General features: G+C 41.9%; 18 protein-coding genes. 8 read left to right on the forward strand and 10 right to left on the reverse strand.

What is annotated here, in order from left to right:
* Positions 1–8: 8 nt before the first annotated feature.
* The 5 genes from FHW89_RS03955 to FHW89_RS03975 all read left to right on the forward strand — a co-directional run bounded on the left by FHW89_RS03955 (position 9) and on the right by FHW89_RS03975 (position 5,097).
* Entirely contained in the window at positions 9–785 is a 777-nt protein-coding gene (locus tag FHW89_RS03955; protein ID WP_172333686.1) for an S-adenosyl-l-methionine hydroxide adenosyltransferase family protein, read from the forward strand.
* Between the two features lies 1 nt (position 786).
* Positions 787–1,308 (forward strand): hypothetical protein, encoded by a 522-nt coding sequence (locus tag FHW89_RS03960; protein ID WP_253952150.1) that lies wholly within the window; start codon positions 787–789, stop codon positions 1,306–1,308.
* A 67-nt stretch (positions 1,309–1,375) separates the two neighbouring features.
* A complete protein-coding gene (locus tag FHW89_RS03965; RefSeq protein WP_172333687.1) occupies positions 1,376–3,208 on the forward strand; it encodes an ABC transporter ATP-binding protein in 1,833 nt (610 codons plus the stop codon).
* A 102-nt stretch (positions 3,209–3,310) separates the two neighbouring features.
* Positions 3,311–4,711, forward strand: a complete 1,401-nt coding sequence (locus FHW89_RS03970; protein ID WP_172333688.1) for an MBL fold metallo-hydrolase — start codon at positions 3,311–3,313, stop codon at positions 4,709–4,711.
* Positions 4,712–4,770: 59 nt separating this feature from the next.
* Positions 4,771–5,097: a hypothetical protein gene (locus tag FHW89_RS03975; RefSeq protein ID WP_172333689.1), complete on the forward strand. Its 327-nt coding sequence runs from the start codon at positions 4,771–4,773 to the stop codon at positions 5,095–5,097.
* Positions 5,098–5,398: 301 nt separating this feature from the next.
* On the opposite strand, the gene FHW89_RS03980 is transcribed toward FHW89_RS03975, so the two are convergent.
* The 7 genes from FHW89_RS03980 to rpsO all read right to left on the reverse strand — a co-directional run bounded on the left by FHW89_RS03980 (position 5,399) and on the right by rpsO (position 12,135).
* On the reverse strand, positions 5,399–6,349 hold the full coding sequence (locus FHW89_RS03980) for a D-2-hydroxyacid dehydrogenase (RefSeq protein ID WP_172333690.1): 951 nt from the start codon (positions 6,347–6,349) through the stop codon (positions 5,399–5,401).
* 93 nt (positions 6,350–6,442) lie between these two features.
* Positions 6,443–7,510 carry a 3-phosphoserine/phosphohydroxythreonine transaminase gene (gene serC, locus FHW89_RS03985; protein WP_172333691.1) on the reverse strand — a complete coding sequence of 356 codons (1,068 nt, stop codon included), beginning with the start codon at positions 7,508–7,510 and terminating at the stop codon, positions 6,443–6,445.
* Positions 7,511–7,694: 184 nt separating this feature from the next.
* Positions 7,695–8,363, reverse strand: coding sequence for a ribulose-phosphate 3-epimerase (gene rpe / locus FHW89_RS03990; RefSeq protein ID WP_172333692.1), 669 nt, complete (start codon positions 8,361–8,363; stop codon positions 7,695–7,697).
* A 248-nt stretch (positions 8,364–8,611) separates the two neighbouring features.
* A complete protein-coding gene (locus tag FHW89_RS03995; protein WP_172333693.1) occupies positions 8,612–8,893 on the reverse strand; it encodes a GIY-YIG nuclease family protein in 282 nt (93 codons plus the stop codon).
* A gap of 260 nt (positions 8,894–9,153) precedes the next feature.
* Positions 9,154–9,426: a hypothetical protein gene (locus tag FHW89_RS04000; RefSeq protein ID WP_090468044.1), complete on the reverse strand. Its 273-nt coding sequence runs from the start codon at positions 9,424–9,426 to the stop codon at positions 9,154–9,156.
* Positions 9,427–9,594: 168 nt separating this feature from the next.
* The gene (pnp, locus tag FHW89_RS04005) at positions 9,595–11,727 is read right to left on the reverse strand and encodes a polyribonucleotide nucleotidyltransferase (RefSeq protein ID WP_172333694.1); all 2,133 of its coding nucleotides are present in this window, start codon (positions 11,725–11,727) and stop codon (positions 9,595–9,597) included.
* A 129-nt stretch (positions 11,728–11,856) separates the two neighbouring features.
* Positions 11,857–12,135: a 30S ribosomal protein S15 gene (gene rpsO, locus FHW89_RS04010; protein ID WP_166086991.1), complete on the reverse strand. Its 279-nt coding sequence runs from the start codon at positions 12,133–12,135 to the stop codon at positions 11,857–11,859.
* A 367-nt stretch (positions 12,136–12,502) separates the two neighbouring features.
* Here rpsO and FHW89_RS04015 point away from each other — a divergent pair, with 367 nt between their 5' ends.
* Positions 12,503–12,925 (forward strand): thioesterase family protein, encoded by a 423-nt coding sequence (locus FHW89_RS04015; RefSeq protein WP_172333695.1) that lies wholly within the window; start codon positions 12,503–12,505, stop codon positions 12,923–12,925.
* 171 nt (positions 12,926–13,096) lie between these two features.
* On the opposite strand, the gene FHW89_RS04020 is transcribed toward FHW89_RS04015, so the two are convergent.
* The 3 genes from FHW89_RS04020 to FHW89_RS04030 all read right to left on the reverse strand — a co-directional run bounded on the left by FHW89_RS04020 (position 13,097) and on the right by FHW89_RS04030 (position 16,023).
* On the reverse strand, positions 13,097–14,209 hold the full coding sequence (locus tag FHW89_RS04020) for a hypothetical protein (protein ID WP_172333696.1): 1,113 nt from the start codon (positions 14,207–14,209) through the stop codon (positions 13,097–13,099).
* Positions 14,209–14,844 carry an ABC transporter ATP-binding protein gene (locus tag FHW89_RS04025; RefSeq protein ID WP_172333697.1) on the reverse strand — a complete coding sequence of 212 codons (636 nt, stop codon included), beginning with the start codon at positions 14,842–14,844 and terminating at the stop codon, positions 14,209–14,211. Before FHW89_RS04025 ends, FHW89_RS04020 begins: the two co-directional genes overlap by 1 nt.
* A gap of 195 nt (positions 14,845–15,039) precedes the next feature.
* Positions 15,040–16,023 (reverse strand): D-alanine--D-alanine ligase, encoded by a 984-nt coding sequence (locus tag FHW89_RS04030; RefSeq protein ID WP_172333698.1) that lies wholly within the window; start codon positions 16,021–16,023, stop codon positions 15,040–15,042.
* Between the two features lie 280 nt (positions 16,024–16,303).
* Here FHW89_RS04030 and FHW89_RS04035 point away from each other — a divergent pair, with 280 nt between their 5' ends.
* Positions 16,304–17,095: a PASTA domain-containing protein gene (locus FHW89_RS04035; protein ID WP_172333699.1), complete on the forward strand. Its 792-nt coding sequence runs from the start codon at positions 16,304–16,306 to the stop codon at positions 17,093–17,095.
* Positions 17,079–17,384: a rhodanese-like domain-containing protein gene (locus tag FHW89_RS04040; RefSeq protein ID WP_172333700.1), complete on the forward strand. Its 306-nt coding sequence runs from the start codon at positions 17,079–17,081 to the stop codon at positions 17,382–17,384. The genes FHW89_RS04035 and FHW89_RS04040 overlap by 17 nt, the downstream gene beginning before the upstream one ends.
* The last annotated feature ends 53 nt before the right edge of the window (positions 17,385–17,437 follow it).

A 17,437-nucleotide genomic window follows, 5' to 3' on the forward strand; every position in this document is an offset into this window, starting at 1 on the left:
TAAAATTAATGGCAATAATAACATTAACTACTGATTTGGGCGATAAAGATATTTACCAGGCTGCATTAAAAGGCAGCATCTACAAATTGTTGCCTACAGTGAATATTGTTGACATTACCAATAACGTTGCCGCGTTTGATGTGCAGCAAGCGGCCTTTATCCTGAAAAACAGTTTTTACTACTTTCCCGATGGTACGGTGCACCTTATTGGTATCGATACCGTTTATAACGACCACACCAAATTTTTGGCTGTAAAATATAAAAACCACTATTTTGTGGGGGCCGATAATGGCATTTTTTCATTGATGTTTAAGGAAACGCCCGAAGAGATCGTGGAAATAAACATTATGCAGGATCTTAAATTTTTGCATTTTCCACTGGCCGATATTTTTGTAAAAGCAGCATGCCACCTGGCCAAAGGCGGCAAGCTCAGCGAGATAGGTATCCCGGTACAGGATATCGAAAATAAGATGAACCTGCAACCGGTTATCGAAAAAAACCTGATCAAGGGCGTGGTGATCTATATTGATTCATTTCAAAACGTGATCACCAACATTACCAAGGAATTTTTCAATAGCGTACAACAGGGGCGAAAATTTGTATTGAACTTTAAACGCAACGAAACCATCAATCACCTGAGCTGGCATTATAATGAAGTGCCTGTTGGCGAAAAGTTGTGTCTGTTTGGGATAAGCGATCACCTGGAGATAGCCATTAATAAGGGCAATGCCAGTGGTTTGCTGGGTTTAAATTTGAATGATAAGGTAATCATTGAATTTCAATAGTATGATGAAACAAATCCTGTCGCTCTGCATTGTCCTTTTTTTGTTTACTGATTTAGTGGCGCAAACCAATACACAGATCAGTGCCGATTCCATCGCTTATCAGCTACAGCGAAAAAAAATAAACAGCATGCTGGATATGCGCAAAGTACGGTTTGGCCAGTACAGCCAAAGCCTTAGTGAGCATACCGGGATATTTGGCTTTCAAACCAAGGGGGATATCCGCCGGTCGAATGATATTTTGATGGATATTGTGAAGACCGATGATAACATTTACAAAGAGTTAAAGATCCTGTTGGAATACCGCGCCTTTCAGCAAAGGCAGATCCAGAATCACTCCAAAGAGGCCGAAACCATTAACCAGAACTACGTTAACCTGATCAGCAAATTAAGGCAGCAAAATGTAGCGTTAAAAGCAGATGCTCAGCGAGCTGCCACCATGCAACGCATCTATATTTTGATCATTGTTCTCATGATTGCGTCAATTTTATTTCTGATAAGCAGAAAAAGTAAAGTTAAGGTGTAATTTTGCGGATTGGAGCCGGTACTTTATCCCGGGTTTAGAACTTAGAGTTTAGAATTTAAATACATACATGGCAAGAGGACGGCTGAATAGTGGCGCTAAAGCAGAAGCAGAATTACCCAAAGCAAAAATAAACAGGCAGAGCATACAAAACATCCGTAAGCTACTCAATTACATTAAACCTTACCGGGGCAAATTTATAGCAGGATTGATATTTTTGTTCATATCCAGCCTGGTGGGCCTTGCATTTCCTAAAATTCTGGGCGCTTTAATAGATGCCGCGCAAGGTAAATACCCAAACAGTTATTTACCCCATAGTCTTAATGCCATCGCCATTGCTGGTTTTGTGTTGCTATTCGGTCAGGCTTTTGTTTCCTTTTTCCGGGTAGTTTGGTTTGTACAGGTCGCCGAAAAATCATTGGCCGATATCCGTCGTGATACCTATTTTAAGCTGATCACGCTGCCCATGAACTTTTTCGCCAATCGCCGTGTTGGTGAACTGAACAGCCGCATCTCAGCCGATCTGTCACAGATCCAGGATACTTTAACCACTACTTTTGCCGAGATCATCAGGCAATTGGTGATCATGGTAGGCAGTGTTATTTTATTAGCGGTGGTATCGATAAAATTAACCCTGGCTTTACTGGCTATCCTCCCCTTCCTGGTAGGTTTTGCTGTGTTTTTCGGAAGATATATCCGCAAACTATCACGCCAGGCGCAGGACAGGCTGGCTGAATCAAATACCATTGTTGAAGAAACCCTGCAAGGCATCGCCAACGTAAAAGCTTTTGTGAACGAAGCTTATGAAGCTACCCGCTATGACAAAATTTTGCGTATAGTTGTGAATATAGCCGTAAAAGGTGCCAAATTTCGCGGGATATTTGCATCCTTTATCGTGTTTTGTTTGTTCGGCACCTTCGTAGGTGTGATATGGTATGGATCGGTACTGGTGAGCAACCATGAGATCCTGGTGGGTGATTTGACTACGTTTATCATGTACTCTATATTCGTAGGCGCCGCTATGGGCACTTTTCCAGACCTTTATGCCAATTTACAGAAAGCTGTTGGCGCAAGCGAACGCGTACTGGAAATACTGGCCGAACAAGGCGAAAACATACAAATGATTGAAAATAACAACCAGGTAGATCAAAAAATCAAAGGCAATCTTGCTTTTGACAACGTGGTGTTCGCCTACCCTTCCCGTTCGGAGCTTACCGTTTTAAAGGGCATTTCCTTTGATGCGGCGGCTGGTCAAAAAGTGGCTATTGTTGGGCCGAGTGGTTCGGGTAAATCAACCATGGCATCCTTGATACTGCAATTCTATCATCCACAAAGTGGAAATATTTTGTTTGATGGTCGCCCAGCTTCAGATTTTTCTATCACTGATATCCGTAACCAGGTAGCCATAGTTCCCCAGGATGTGATGCTTTTTGGCGGAACGATATCAGAAAACATTGCTTATGGCCGATTGAGTGCATCTAAAGAAGATATTATCCAAGCTGCCAAACGTGCTAATGCTCACCAGTTTATTACCTCTTTCCCCGAAGGCTACGAAACCGTGGTGGGCGAACGTGGTGTTAAATTATCGGGTGGTCAGCGCCAACGTATCGCTATAGCCCGGGCGTTGCTTAAAAATCCTTCAATATTGATCCTGGACGAGGCTACCTCATCATTGGATTCCGAATCAGAACGCCTGGTACAGGAAGCTCTGGAGGAATTAATGAAGGATCGTACGTCCATCATCATAGCTCACCGCTTATCAACCATTCGTGAAGCTGATAAGATCATTGTACTGGAAAAAGGCGAGATCATTGAATGTGGTAATCACCTGGAACTCATCAGCAATGAGCAGGGTTTGTACCGCTACCTGAACCAATTACAATTTGACGCGCAGAATGGTTAATGGTCGATAGTCCATAGACCATAGCGATTATTTTAATATATTACAACAGTAAAGAATTGCAGAGACTATGGTCTATCGTCCATAGTCCATCGACCTATAAAAATGAAATTAACCATACACGGGGCAGCCCGTCAGGTAACCGGCAGCATGCATTTGCTGGAGGTTGACCGATATAAGATTTTAGTGGATTGCGGGTTAGATTACGAGAAAGACCGCAACATACAAGATAACGAGAATTTCCCTTTTCGCCCTGAAGAGATCGACGTGGTGATATTAACCCACGCGCATATCGATCACTCGGGCAATCTGCCTACACTCATCAGAATGGGCTTTAACGGCCAGATCCTGTGTACCCCGCCTACCGCCGACCTCACCGAATTATTACTGCTCGATTCTGTTAGTATCTTCATGAATAAGGCCAGCAAAGGCTACAGGAAACGCGGCAAGGGCAAATTCAATACCGGCGGAGGTCCACAGCCACTTTACCTACAAAAGCACGTGATGGATACTGTAGACCGTTTTGTGACCATCGGCTTTAACCGGCCTTTCCGTATCAATGGCAATATTGAGCTTACTTTTATACCTGTTGGACATTTACTAGGTGCAGCAGCAGCGGTCCTGCGTGTTACAGAAAATGGTGAAGAAAAATCCATTGCCTTCACCGGGGATATCGGTCGCAAAAACTACCCGGTATTAAATGATCCACAGGAGTTGCCACCGGTTGATTACCTGGTCACAGAATCGACCTATGGAGGCCGCTACCACACTAAAGACAAGTCGGTTGAGCAAACCCTCATAGAGGTTATTGATAAAGCCTGTGTCAAAGAACAAGGGCGGTTGATCATTCCTGCGTTCAGTATCGGCCGTACCCAATCATTGGTGTACTCCCTCAACAAGATCTTCAGCGAAGGCTTGCTACCACCGGTTAAAGTGTTTGTGGATAGTCCAATGGCCACCATGGCAACCGGCATTTTCAGAAAGTACCATAGCCTGGTTAATCAGGATGCCCAGGATTTTTACAAGGACAAGGGCGATGAATTTGAGTTCGAAAACCTTACTTATGTAGAGAATTTGAAAGATAGTCGCCAGATATCCAATTATTATGAGCCCTGCATCATCATTTCTTCTGCTGGTATGCTGGAGGGCGGCCGTATCCAGGATCACCTGTTTTATAATGTCCAGAATTATTACTGCACCATCCTTTTTATAGGCTACTGTGCCAAAGGTACTTTAGGGCACCGTTTGCTGCGTGGCGACTCCATAGTACACATAAAAGATCGCGAACTGGCCGTTTATGCCACCATCAAACAAACCGACGTACTGAGCGCCCACGGCGATCATAACGACCTGATGGAGAACGTAAAACAACAGGACAAATCGAAACTCAAAAACGTTTTCCTGGTACATGGAGAAACCGAAAGTATGCAGTTACTGGCTAACGACCTGGAGCAGAATGGCTATATTGTAACAATACCAGAGAAAAACGTGGTTTATACACTTTAAGCCAGGGAAATACGTATTATTGATCATCAAACTATTTTCATAGATAAGCCCAATAAACTATGGCACCCTTATCAAACTTTAAGAACAAAATGCAACTGAGCCGGGTTATTTTTTGCCTTGCCTTTATTATAGTTGCTTACGGTTATTTAAGACAGGAAAAAGCATTCAAAGACAGCATACTTGTTGTTGCAAAAGTTACCGGTTTTCAGCACCCCAAGATCGACAGAACGGAAATAGATGTTCAATATGATTATGATGGGCAAATAATCAACAATCATTTCTCTTTAAGTAATACCGACAGCTTAAAAGTCGACTCCAAAATACGGCTCCTGGTTTCCCGAAAACATCCCGTTGAGTTTATCAAATACGTTGGGGTTGGAAATTAAATCTTTACTTTTTAAACCTTAAATTTTAACACTTTTCTGCTCAAAAACGAGGTAAAACATTCAAAAATTGTTTCAAACCCCCGAGTTTAACACTTTTAAACAAATTTTCACACGATTTTGGGCGGCTTTTAAAATTTTAAAAAGTATTAATTTACTGCAGAAGATTTCTCTTTCATCCTCACTCTCACCCCTTCATGCTCTATCGAAATGCCCCGTCTTCAATCGGCCATAAAAACAAAATAGCCGGAACCATTGCTGATCCCGGCTATTTGCGTTAAACAGTAAACCTCGTATTTACTTTTTATTTTTTGAAATGGTCAATAATCAAACTGGCCAATTCAACACCTATGCGTTCCTGAGCCTCGTTGGTGGCGGCGCCAATGTGCGGGGTAAGGGAAATTTTAGGGTGTTTCAGTATTTCTTCGCGCGGAGTTGGTTCATTGTCAAATACGTCTAATGCCGCGAATGAAACCTGTCCGCTGTTTAAGGCGTCGATCAGGGCCAGCTCGTCAATTAAGCCGCCACGTGAAATGTTCACCAGACCTACACCTTTTTTGGTTTGAGCCAGTTCTTCGGCGCCTAAAAGGGCTTTGTCAATAAATGGGGTATGCAGCGTAATAAAATCAGCTGTTTTGATCACTTCGTCAAGTGTAGCTTTTTTTACAGAAACCTTTACGGTTGTACCACCACCCAAAACGATGTCAAGCTCGGAGTTAAATTCAAAAAGGTCATAAGCCAACACTTCCATACCTACGCCGATAGCAATTTTGGCTACCTCGCGACCGATACGGCCAAAACCTACAATACCTAATGTTTTACCACGTAGTTCGATACCTTTCGCATAAGCTTTTTTCAGATCGTTGAATTTGGTACCACCTTCAACCGGCATTTTGCGGTTGCTGTCATACAGAAAACGAACGCCGCCAAACAGGCTTGAAAACACCAATTCGGCTACTGATAATGAAGATGAAGCGGGAGTGTTATACACGCCGATGCCTTTTTCTTTGGCATAGTCAACATCAATGTTATCAACACCAACACCACCGCGACCAATCAGTTTCAGGTTTGGAGTAGCGTCAATTAATGCCTTGCGTACCTTGGTTGCGCTACGCACGGTGATGGCATCGTAATTTTTTAATTTTTCAGGCAATTCATCCTGAGGTATATTGTTGGTATCAACAAAAAATCCTGCATCTTCCAGCATTTTTTTTCCAATTGGATCTATACCATCGTTAGCTAATATTTTGATCATGTCTTTTGTGTGAGTGGTGAGTGGTGAGTAGTGAGCGGTGAATGGTTGAATAGCGGTAAACTGCTCACCATTCTCCACTCACCATTCACTAAATTATTTATTACTTTCTGCAAACTCGTTCATTACATCAATCAGCACCAAAATGCTGCTTAATGGCAATGCATTATAAATGGAAGCACGGAAACCACCTACACTGCGGTGACCTTTGATGCCTACTATGCCTCTTTCGTCGCATAATTTCAGGAAAGGTTTTTCCAGCTCAGGATTCTCCATTACAAAGCATACGTTCATGTTAGAGCGATCTTCCGGAGCAGCCACTGCTTTAAACAGCGGGTTAGCATCGATAGCATCATACAATACGCGTGCTTTGGTGATGTTTTCCTGCTCAATGGCAGCAACACCGCCTTTACCTTTTAACCACCTTAAGGTTAACATTGAAACATAGATGGCAAAGCATGGAGGCGTATTGTACATAGAACCACCTTCAATTTGTGTTTGGTAGTTAAACATAGACGGGATCTTGCGATCAACCTTGCCTAAAATATCATCTTTTACAATCACCAGGGTTACACCGGCCGGACCCATGTTTTTCTGAGCACCGGCGTAGATCAAACCAAAATCAGCAACGTTAACTTTGCGGCTGAAAATATCTGACGACATATCACAAACCAACGGGATAGGCGATTTAGGGAACTCCTGTAATTGCGTACCGTAAATGGTATTGTTTGAAGTAATGTGGAAATAAGCGGCATCCGCAGGAATAGTATAATTCTTAGGAATGTAAGTAAAGTTGCTCTCTTTTGAAGTAGCTACAATTTCAACCTCGCCAAAGTATTTAGCCTCTTTTAAAGCTTTATTTGCCCAAACACCTGTTTCCAGGTAGGCGGCTTTACCGGTTGACGGCAACAGGTTATAAGGAACCAAAGCAAACTGTGTGCTGGCACCTCCCTGTAAAAACAGAACCGAATAACCCTCAGGAACGCTGAATAACTCTTTCACCAAACTAACAGCTTCATCTAAAACTGCTTCAAATTCTTTTGAACGGTGTGAGATCTCCAATAATGACAATCCTATACCATTTAAATCAATTACTGCCTCAGCAGCTTGTTTTAAAACTTCCTGAGGTAAAATGCCGGGTCCGGCACCAAAATTATGTTTCATATAGTTAACAAATTGTAGGTTCTGAATACACGATTAGGAACTTCGTATTTAGTTGGGCCGAAGTTAATTAATTTGACAAAATATATAGAGATTATTTGCATTTTTTGAAAAAATATACAATTAATCAACAAAAGGCCTTTTGATTGCAAATTTGTAATTTATCCTACCGGGTTCGTAGAATTTATTACGATTGTAATAACTTTTCGGGATATTTAAGGTGAGATATGGCAGCCGACGGGTCGGCCGACGAAAACACAGAACTGCCTGCAACCAGCGCGTTGGCACCTGCATCAACCAGTTTTTGGATGTTATGCTGATCAACACCACCGTCAACCTCAATAAACAGGTTTGGATTTTTATCGCGGCTCAGCGCTTTCAGGTCGTGGAGTTTTTTGTAGGTATTGTCGATAAATTTTTGCCCACCAAAACCGGGGTTTACAGACATGATGAGTACCAGATCAAGATCGGCAATGATGTCCTGCAGCAAAGTAACCGGGGTATGTGGGTTAAGGGCCACTCCTGCCCTGCAGCCAAGCTCTTTAATAGCCTGCACGGTGCGGTGCAAATGCTGACAAGCTTCATAATGTACCGTGATGCCATCGGCGCCGGCATCTTTAAAAGCTTTTAGATAACGATCGGGCTCCACAATCATCAAGTGAACATCCAGTGACTTGGTGGCATGTTTTTTGGTAGCGCTAACCACCGGGAAACCAAATGATATGTTGGGTACAAACATACCATCCATAATATCAACATGCACCCAATCAGCATCGCTTTTATTGATCATTTCCAGATCGCGTTGCAGGTTGGCAAAATCGGCAGCTAAAATTGATGGTGCTATCAGATGGTTCATATGCAAATATAATAATCCCCACGGCCCTCAAAAGGGAGAGTTATAAAATTTATGTAAAGTTTTTTGGGGAGGGAACAGAGGGAATATTCTCTCCAGTTGTCATCCTGCGCACCGAAGGATCAATTAACAAACCATGCAAACCACAGGAAAAGCGTAGAATAGATTCTTCGCTGCGCTTAGAATGACAAAAATTTTTTAGGTTATAGTTTAGCCAATAAATACAGGAGGCCATTCCATAATTTCCTCGTTCAAAAAGTCCAGTTCGGGTTCTCTTGGGCAATTAATTTTATCTTTTTTTCCCTCGTCCAGCCTTTAATCTCCTTTTCACGTTCAATTGCATGATTTATAAATTGGTGTCGCTCAAACCATACGAGATAATAACATTTATACTTTGAGGTGAAACTTTCAGCTTGATCAATGCCAAAATAATGTTCGTATAATCTTTGATTTAAATCATTAGTTACACCAGTGTATAATACCGTTTTATTATAATTTGTAAGGATGTAAGTAAAAAAGTTATACTGGCGCATCTTGCAGATGAATCTACAAATTTGCACTTATTTAAAGAAATATGGCGTACAATATATTCTTCACTGCGTTCAGAATGACAAGGATATTTTTAGATTACAACTCTAAAAGTTTGTCATCCTGAGGAACGAAGGATCTATTAGCGAACTAGGCAAGCCGGAAGAAAAGGTATAGAATAGATTCTTCACTGCGTTCAGAATGACAAAAAGGTTAAGAAAAAAAATGTAATTCAAAAACTCCCCCTTCAGGAAGCCCGGGCGGCTTAATCGCAGTTAAGCAACAGGTCGTAGTATTTCTTCATGAGCACGGTATCGTAATTAACCAGGGAGCTGTAGGCTTCGGATACCAGTTCGTTAAGGATAGATGAACCTAATTGACCGCCTCCATTGGGAATAGAGTCGTAATATACGATGAGATCTTTTACCCTGATGATCTCATATAACAACAACTGCACAAGATCGGTCTGTGCGCCCGACTGTATCCCATGCGGATTGTTATTTAGAAAATCTAAAGGATCATTAGTAGAAGAAGTCATGTTTTCTCTCAAGCAGGATCGGACTTAATGGTGTTATCAGCAATCTCTCAACTTTACTAAAGTTCAAATTAGCCTGTTTTGTTTTAATTTTTTTTCAAAAAAATCATAAACAAAACAGGCTAAATAACAAAACCCTCGTTACGAGGGTTTTGTTATTCAATTCAATAATTAATTAGCCTTTGGGGCTTCTGGTTTCGGCAATAATACTTTTCTGGAAAGTTTTAGTTTTCCTTGCTTATCAACATCAAGCAATTTAACTCTTACCTCATCGCCAATCTGGAATATACCATCCATCGTTTCGATACGACGATGATCGATCTCAGAAATGTGCAATAAACCATCTTTACCCGGCATAATTTCAACAAATGCACCAAACGGCATAATTGATTTTACTTTACCTTCATATATCTCGCCCACTTCTGGTTTTGAAGCGATAGCGCGGATACGTGACAGAGCGGCATCGATAGAAGCCTTGTTATCGGCAAATACCTGAACGATACCCTGGTTGTCTTTTTCTTCAATAGAAATAGTTGCACCTGTTTCGCGCTGCATTTCCTGGATGATTTTACCACCGGGCCCGATAACTGCACCAATAAATTCTTTGTCGATTTTAATGGTAACAATACGCGGAGCGTGTGGTTTGTAATCCTCACGTGGCTGGGTAATGGTTTTAGCCATTTCGCCAAGGATATGTAAACGACCATCTTTAGCCTGGTTCAAAGCGTTGGTTAACACTTCGTATGACAAGCCGTTGATCTTCAAGTCCATTTGTACAGCAACGATACCGTTTTTAGTACCGGTTACTTTAAAGTCCATATCACCTAAGTGGTCTTCATCACCCAAAATATCAGAAAGGATAGCGTATTTAGTACCCATTTCATTGGTGATCAATCCCATCGCGATGCCTGATACAGGCTCTTTAATTTTTACACCAGCATCCATCAGCGCCAATGTACCGGCACAAACTGTTGCCATTGACGACGAACCGTTTGACTCCAGGATATCAGAAACGATACGGATAGTGTATGGGTTTTCGTCTTCAGAAGGCAATACTTGTTTTAATGAACGCATAGCCAGGTTACCGTGACCAATTTCGCGGCGACCAGCACCACGGTTAGGACGAACCTCACCAGTTGAGAAACCAGGGAAATTGTAGTGTAACAGGAATTTCTGGTAGCCGTTGATAAACGCACCATCAATCATTTGCTCATCATCCTTAGCACCTAAGGTAACGGTAGTTAATGATTGGGTTTCGCCACGGGTAAATACAGCCGAACCGTGAGCAGATGGTAAATAACCAACTTCGCTCCATATCGGACGGATCTGGGTAGTTGTACGACCGTCTAAACGTTTACCTTCGTCTAATACCAGGTTACGGATAGCATCATACTCTACATCGTGGTAGTATTTTTTGGCCAGGAACTTAGTAACGTCATCAATCTCACCTAAGGTTTCGATATAAGCATCGCGAACTTCTTTAAATTTAACACCGCGCTCGTCTTTTGCAGATGCAGAAGAAGCGATAGTGTAAACCTGGTCGTAAGTAGCGGCGTAGATAGCTTTTTTCAAGTCTTCGTTGCTATGCTCATGGCTGTAAGTACGTTTTACAGTTTTACCAACTTCGGCGGTTAACTCTTTTTGAGCTAAACATTGTAATTTAATAGCAGTGTGCGCAAATTTGATGGCTTCAACCAATTCAGCTTCCTGAATTTCTTTTGATTCACCTTCAACCATGTTGATGTCATGCTCAGAACCAGCAACGATAAATTCTAAAGTCGCGTTTTCTAATTGGCTCAGGGTTGGGTTGATTACTAACTGCCCATCAATTTTAGCTACACGAACTTCAGAGATAGGGCCATTAAAAGGGATATCAGAAACAGATAAAGCTGCAGATGCTGCTAAACCAGCTAAAGCATCTGGCATAATATCTTTATCGGCAGATATTAACGTGATCATCACCTGGGTATCAGCATGATAATCTTCGGGAAATAAAGGACGCAAAGCACGGTCGACCAAACGGGAGATTAACACCTCATAATCTGATAAACGAGCCTCGCGGCGTAAAAAACCACCTGGTATACGACCAGTGGCAGCGTATTTTTCTTGGTAGTCAACAGAAAGGGGTAAAAAATCAACTCCCTCTTTCGCTTCCGGCGATGATACTACGGTAGCCAATAACATGGTATCACCCATTTTAATTACTACAGAACCATCAGCTTGTTTGGCCAATTTACCGGTTTCGATCTCAATGGTGCGGCCGTCACCTAAATCGATAACCTTTTTAATTACGTTTAAACTCATCTTGTTTTTGTTGTGATGCGCTTTTCATCTTTCGGAACGCATCGGTTTTTATGTGTGTATAATATTTGTTCAAAAGTAAAAAAGCCATCCGAATATTGCGGACGGCTTTTTATGAAAAACTTGAAAAACTTATTTGATGATATCCCTAAGCTGTAACGCTTTGATGATAGCACGGTACCTTTCAATATCCTTATTGTAAAGGTATGCCAGCAATGCACGGCGTTTACCTACCAATTTTTGAAGTGATAATTGAGTAGAGAAGTCTTTTTTGTTATTTTTTAAGTGCCCGGTTAAGTGAGCGATACGGGTGGTGAATAAGGCTACCTGTCCTTCTGCAGAACCTGTGTCTGTAGCTGATTTACCGTGTTTTGCAAAGATCTCTGCCTTTGCTTCTTTACCTAAATACATTACTTGAATAATATTAAAGCGTGAATGATTAATTAATTGTGGGTGCAAAGATAGGTATTAAATTCAAAAGTTAAAATTCAAAATTCAAAAGGCTATTTTTATATTTTTCTAACAACAAAGGTTTTAATTTTTTCTTACCAGGGTAATGAATTCAAAAGGTCGCCTTTATATTTTTCCGGGCAAAGCTTTTGATTTTTGAATTTTAACTTTTGACCTACCAGGTGCGTTGCCTGCGGCCCGGGCTTTCCGCTCATACGCCTGCGGGCCTTAGGTTCGGCCGGTATCCGCTGCAATCCCTAAGCGTGAATGGGGGTAATTAAGAAACCAGCAATTCAACTCAATCAACCTAATCAACTATATTTGCCTAATGAATACTCCTGCCCAATATAGCACCTTTGAAACAGAACTTCGCGTACGCCCTGATGATATTGACATGTTTCAGCATGTGCATAACAGCAAATATTTTGATTATGTGCTGGCTGCCCGGTACGATCAGATGGAACGCTGCTACGGTATGGCCATGGAAAAATTCATGGAACGGGGTTTTGGCTGGGTGATACGCATTGCCCATGTAGATTATAAACGCCCCCTGGCTATGGGCGACTATTTTGTTGTAAAAACAGGCATTGAATCTATTAACGAAAAAGGCTGCCGGGTGCAATTCACTATTACTAATAAAAGTACCGGCAAAATAAGCTGCGACGGCTATTTTGATTACGTGATGATTGATATGGCTACAGGCCGAGGAGCTAAGATCCCGCAGGATGTGATTGAGCACTATTTGATATAATATTGTGAATAGTGAGTGGATAGCGGTGAGTTTTTGTCTGAACCTTGATTCACCTAATTAAAGGGTTACCGGATTTTTTACTAAATTGTTCATCAATTTTACCACGACTCACGACTCACGACTCACGACTCACGACTCACGACTCACGACTCACGACTCACGACTCACGACTCACGACTCACGACTCACGACTCCTTCATATCTATAATAGTTATTGTAGAAAAACAAGTAAGCGATGATCAGATTCAGCGGGATCAGCACCCAAAGCAGGCGGAACATAATTACCCAGAACAGTACTATGAACAGGCCCAGGATCCATTGCAGATATTTATCCATATTGAGGCCAAACCAATAAAGCAGGCTATGAAACAGCAGGGCTGTGCTTAAACCAGCCAGCAATAGCTCAACAGCCATTAGCGGTTGAAACCGACTGAAAAGCCAAACACTTTCGGGCAGCAGCAAAAAGAAATAAACACCCGCAAAGTTTAAGAATAACCAGAACCGGCTATAGGGTAAATTGCGTGTAAAGCTTAGTTTGGTTTCTTCAAAGCGACGTTCTTCAAATATCAGCACAGCATGAGCGGTGATCACTGCCAGTATAGCTATACCTGCCACCCTGGTATCGGTACTTACATCGGCAAACAAATAAAATACCCCGCTAATAATAAGCCATGATAAACCTTTGGTAATAAAGTAAGGCACCTTTTTATCATCAAAAACATGATAGATATACAGGCTGAAATAAGGTTTGCGCCATTTACTGCTCCATCTGAGCAAAAACGATTGTTTGCTGCCATCAATCATTCCATTTATCAAGCGGGTATATATCACCGCGCTGAACCAGATCATAACGGTTAAAAATAATAAGATCACCGAGGGTAGTATATAAAAACGATGCGCCAACCCTACCCCAACGGCCAGCAACGCGTAAATAATAACTGGGGTTAAAATGCCAGCTTGTGTATAATACCAGCTTTTACGCTGTTCTGATCTGCTCAATGAAGTACTACTATAAAACAGGAATTGTTTATCAGGTGCAAAAATCTGTGTACCAACGTAATGCCAGCTTTTAAAAATATAGATGAGCCAGACCCCTATTACCAAAGCCAGCATCACCGGGCTACTGGTCATGGCCAGCATTAACGATTTATGGTAAGTGATGAGCATATTGCCTGGCACTGTACCCACCATGATAAAAAACACAACAAACAATATCCCGGCATGCACCTGGTAAAAACCACCGGCAAATACTTTGAGCAGTACTTTGGTCAATGGTTGTTGCATCAGGCTATAAATTTAAGGGTTTGGTCTTCTACCAATAATTCGCGGGCTTTGGGTAGTTCGGCATATTCAAGTGCCTGGTGCGATGATAGCAGGAAGCTCGTTCCTTCCTGCTTATAGCGTTCGGCTATCCAGGTATTGAGTATTTTTAAGGATTCGGTGTCAATGGTGATCAATGGCTCATCCAACAAAATGAGCTTGGGTCGCCCCATAAAAGCCAGCACCAGCGATAACTTTTTGAGCATCCCACTGGAATATGTACCGACCGGCCGGTTTACATAAGCCCGCATCTGCATAGTATCGATATAATGCTGCTCCTGCCCTGCTTGCGCGTCCTTGGCTTGAGCAAATAAAGCGATCAACTCTTTACCCGTTAAGAACTCCGGAAATACGGGTTCGGCCTCTGCAAAGTTTACCAGTTTCCGGTATTCCACGGGTTGCTTTTTGATGCTGATGCTGTTATCGAGCAATATATCGCCCTCAAAGGATAATGTACCAGCTATGGATTTGAGCAAAGTACTTTTACCCGAGCCATTTACGCCTTTTATCCAGTAAATACCTGGTTCGATGGCGAGTTCATCAACCTTCAATGCCGGGAAACCTCCGTATAGTTTTTTGAAATTTTGGAACTTTAACATTGGTGATTTGATAATGAATCATGAACCTTTGTTACAAAAAAGAGACGCAAATATGCGTCTCTACTATATTTTTACTTTCGGAATTCGGATGTTCGATTTCGGATTTAAAAATTCAATGATTTGAAGATTTAGAATATTCTTTTTTTAATCATCCCCGAATAAATCCCAAATCGAACATCCGAGTTCCGAAATCTCTTAAATCGCTCCTTCTATCAAAGCGCTATAAAACTCACCCAAATCCATACCGGCAGCTCTTACCTGCTGCGGGATCAGACTGGCAGCTGATTGGCCGGGAGTTGTATTTACTTCGATAAAATAAAAATCGTTTGATCCTTCCAGTAAAATAAAATCTATGCGTACCATGCCTTTACAATTCAGCCTGCTATATACTTCGGTCACAATATTGGCTATCCGTTCGTTTTGCTCCGCGGTAAGGTCGGCCGGGGTTATTTCTTCCGTTACGCCCGAGGTATACTTAGCCTCATAGTCAAAGAAGTCTTTGGAAGTAATGATTTCTGTGGCAGGCAGAACTGTTATTTTACCATGCAGACGGGCTATGCCAATGCTAAACTCACGCCCTTTGATAAATTCTTCCACCAATATCTGCTGATCTTCATGAAAAGCTTTTTTTAATGCATCGGGTAAACCGGCTACATTATAAACCTTGCTCATACCCACACTGCTGCCACCATTATTGGGTTTAATGAACAATGGAAACTTCAGTGTAGCGGCAATAATAGCCACATCATGCATATCCTTTTCAAACAAACGCATCGAATGAGCTGTATGCAGGCCATGTATCCCGTTTACCAATGTTTTGGTATAAGCCTTATTCATGGTGATGGCCGATGTGGTGGCATCACAAGTATTATAAGGTATGCGCAGCATATCAAAATAGCCCTGTAGTTTACCATCTTCGCCGGGGGTGCCGTGTATGGTAATAAACGCGAAATCAAATTTGATCTTTTCGCCATTCAGCGTAATGGTAAAATCGTTCTTATCTACATCAACCGGGCCATTTTCCGATTCATAAAACCACCTGTCACGCTTGATCAATAAAGTATAAATCCTATATTTTTCGGCTGGCAAAGTGCTCGCTATGTTCCTGGCGCTATTGATAGATACTTCATATTCACCGGTAAAACCACCGGCCAAAAGGGCTATATTTTTAGTTGTCATAATTGCTTGTTAGTCCGGAAGTCGGAAAAGACCGTAAGTCCGAAAGTAAAATGTTTAACGTAATGTAGAATCGAAAAATCAGTAATGCCCGAAAGTAAAATCTTTAAACTAAATAATTAAATAATGAACCACAATTTTTATAAAAATCACTGAATTCCATGACTAATAATCTGTTCCTATAAAACTTCCTGACTTCGCGGTCTTCCCGACTTTCGGACTTTCTACATAGCCAAATCCGAAATTATTACTATGTTTGATACTTAATTTGAAGCAAATACCAATGAGCAAGTTTGGGGCTTACTTAAAAACAAAATCATTTCGCAATAACATCATCATGGCTATTATTTCGGTAATAGTCATCGTTTTAATAGCATTCTACAGCCTCGGATATTATACCCACCATGGAGCAGGCATACCTGTACCAAAACTCAAGGGGTTGCTGATAGACAGGGCCACAGCCACATTAAAAGAGCAAGGTTTTGATTATAAGATCGACTCGGTTTATGTGCAGGATGTAGCCCCCGGAACCATTGTAGAGCAAGATCCTGACGCGGGCACAAACGTAAAAGAAGGCAGGGTTATTTACCTGACCATGGTTACCCTGCAGGCCCCTAATATTTCACTGCCCGATCTGGAACAAAGCAGTTATCGCGAAGCGGTAGCAACCTTGTCAAACTATGGCCTGAAAATTGGCGATACTACTTATCGCTCCGATATCGCGCGTGATCGTATCCTGGAAGTTCGTTTTGGTGGCCAGGTGATCAAAGCCGGCGCCAAAATACCAAAAGGCTCACGCATCGACCTGGTTTTGGGCGATGGTGAAGGCGCCAGCGAAGTGGAGATTCCGGAGCTGGTTAAACTTGATCTGGATGCCGCACGCTTTGCCATTAAAGGTGCCGGTCTTACTATTGGTACCATTACTTACCAGGGAACCATTACCGACTCCACTAACGTGGTTGTGGTATCGCAGTATCCTATGAAAACCGATTCGGCCAGTAAAGCCAGCATTGGTACACGCATTAACTTAACGGTAACACAAGGCACCAAAACACCCGATGCCCCAACAAATTAATGCCACCGAGTTGTTGGCTCGCCTAAATAATGGCGAGCATCTGAACCTGGTAGATGTACGCGGGGCAATGGAATATCATACCTATAATATAGGTGGCCTCAATATACCATTACCCCGGCTGGAGCAAAGCATTCAGGATTGGGACTACAACAAAACAGACGAGATTATCGTTATCTGCAAAGTTGGTTTGCGCAGCAAAACGGCACAAACTATATTGCAGCAAAATGGTTATCTTGATGTTAAAAATTTAAGCGGCGGATTGATAGCCCTCCAAAAACTAAAAAAGTAAGAATCAAGATACAAGAGTCAATAATTAATAAAATCAATTTGTTTTCGATAGGA

It is taken from the genome of Mucilaginibacter sp. SG564 (assembly GCF_013149275.1).
Classification (GTDB): Bacteria; Bacteroidota; Bacteroidia; order Sphingobacteriales; family Sphingobacteriaceae; genus Mucilaginibacter.

Coding starts and splice junctions, on each gene's coding strand:
- FHW89_RS03955 (WP_172333686.1), top strand. CDS start 9: ATGGCAATAATAACATTAACTACTGATTTGGGCGATAAAGATATTTAC.
- FHW89_RS03960 (WP_253952150.1), top strand. CDS start 787: ATGATGAAACAAATCCTGTCGCTCTGCATTGTCCTTTTTTTGTTTACT.
- FHW89_RS03965 (WP_172333687.1), top strand. CDS start 1,376: ATGGCAAGAGGACGGCTGAATAGTGGCGCTAAAGCAGAAGCAGAATTA.
- FHW89_RS03970 (WP_172333688.1), top strand. CDS start 3,311: ATGAAATTAACCATACACGGGGCAGCCCGTCAGGTAACCGGCAGCATG.
- FHW89_RS03975 (WP_172333689.1), top strand. CDS start 4,771: ATGGCACCCTTATCAAACTTTAAGAACAAAATGCAACTGAGCCGGGTT.
- FHW89_RS03980 (WP_172333690.1), bottom strand. CDS start 6,349: ATGATCAAAATATTAGCTAACGATGGTATAGATCCAATTGGAAAAAAA.
- serC (WP_172333691.1), bottom strand. CDS start 7,510: ATGAAACATAATTTTGGTGCCGGACCCGGCATTTTACCTCAGGAAGTT.
- rpe (WP_172333692.1), bottom strand. CDS start 8,363: ATGAACCATCTGATAGCACCATCAATTTTAGCTGCCGATTTTGCCAAC.
- FHW89_RS03995 (WP_172333693.1), bottom strand. CDS start 8,893: ATGCGCCAGTATAACTTTTTTACTTACATCCTTACAAATTATAATAAA.
- FHW89_RS04000 (WP_090468044.1), bottom strand. CDS start 9,426: ATGACTTCTTCTACTAATGATCCTTTAGATTTTCTAAATAACAATCCG.
- pnp (WP_172333694.1), bottom strand. CDS start 11,727: ATGAGTTTAAACGTAATTAAAAAGGTTATCGATTTAGGTGACGGCCGC.
- rpsO (WP_166086991.1), bottom strand. CDS start 12,135: ATGTATTTAGGTAAAGAAGCAAAGGCAGAGATCTTTGCAAAACACGGT.
- FHW89_RS04015 (WP_172333695.1), top strand. CDS start 12,503: ATGAATACTCCTGCCCAATATAGCACCTTTGAAACAGAACTTCGCGTA.
- FHW89_RS04020 (WP_172333696.1), bottom strand. CDS start 14,209: ATGCAACAACCATTGACCAAAGTACTGCTCAAAGTATTTGCCGGTGGT.
- FHW89_RS04025 (WP_172333697.1), bottom strand. CDS start 14,844: ATGTTAAAGTTCCAAAATTTCAAAAAACTATACGGAGGTTTCCCGGCA.
- FHW89_RS04030 (WP_172333698.1), bottom strand. CDS start 16,023: ATGACAACTAAAAATATAGCCCTTTTGGCCGGTGGTTTTACCGGTGAA.
- FHW89_RS04035 (WP_172333699.1), top strand. CDS start 16,304: ATGAGCAAGTTTGGGGCTTACTTAAAAACAAAATCATTTCGCAATAAC.
- FHW89_RS04040 (WP_172333700.1), top strand. CDS start 17,079: ATGCCCCAACAAATTAATGCCACCGAGTTGTTGGCTCGCCTAAATAAT.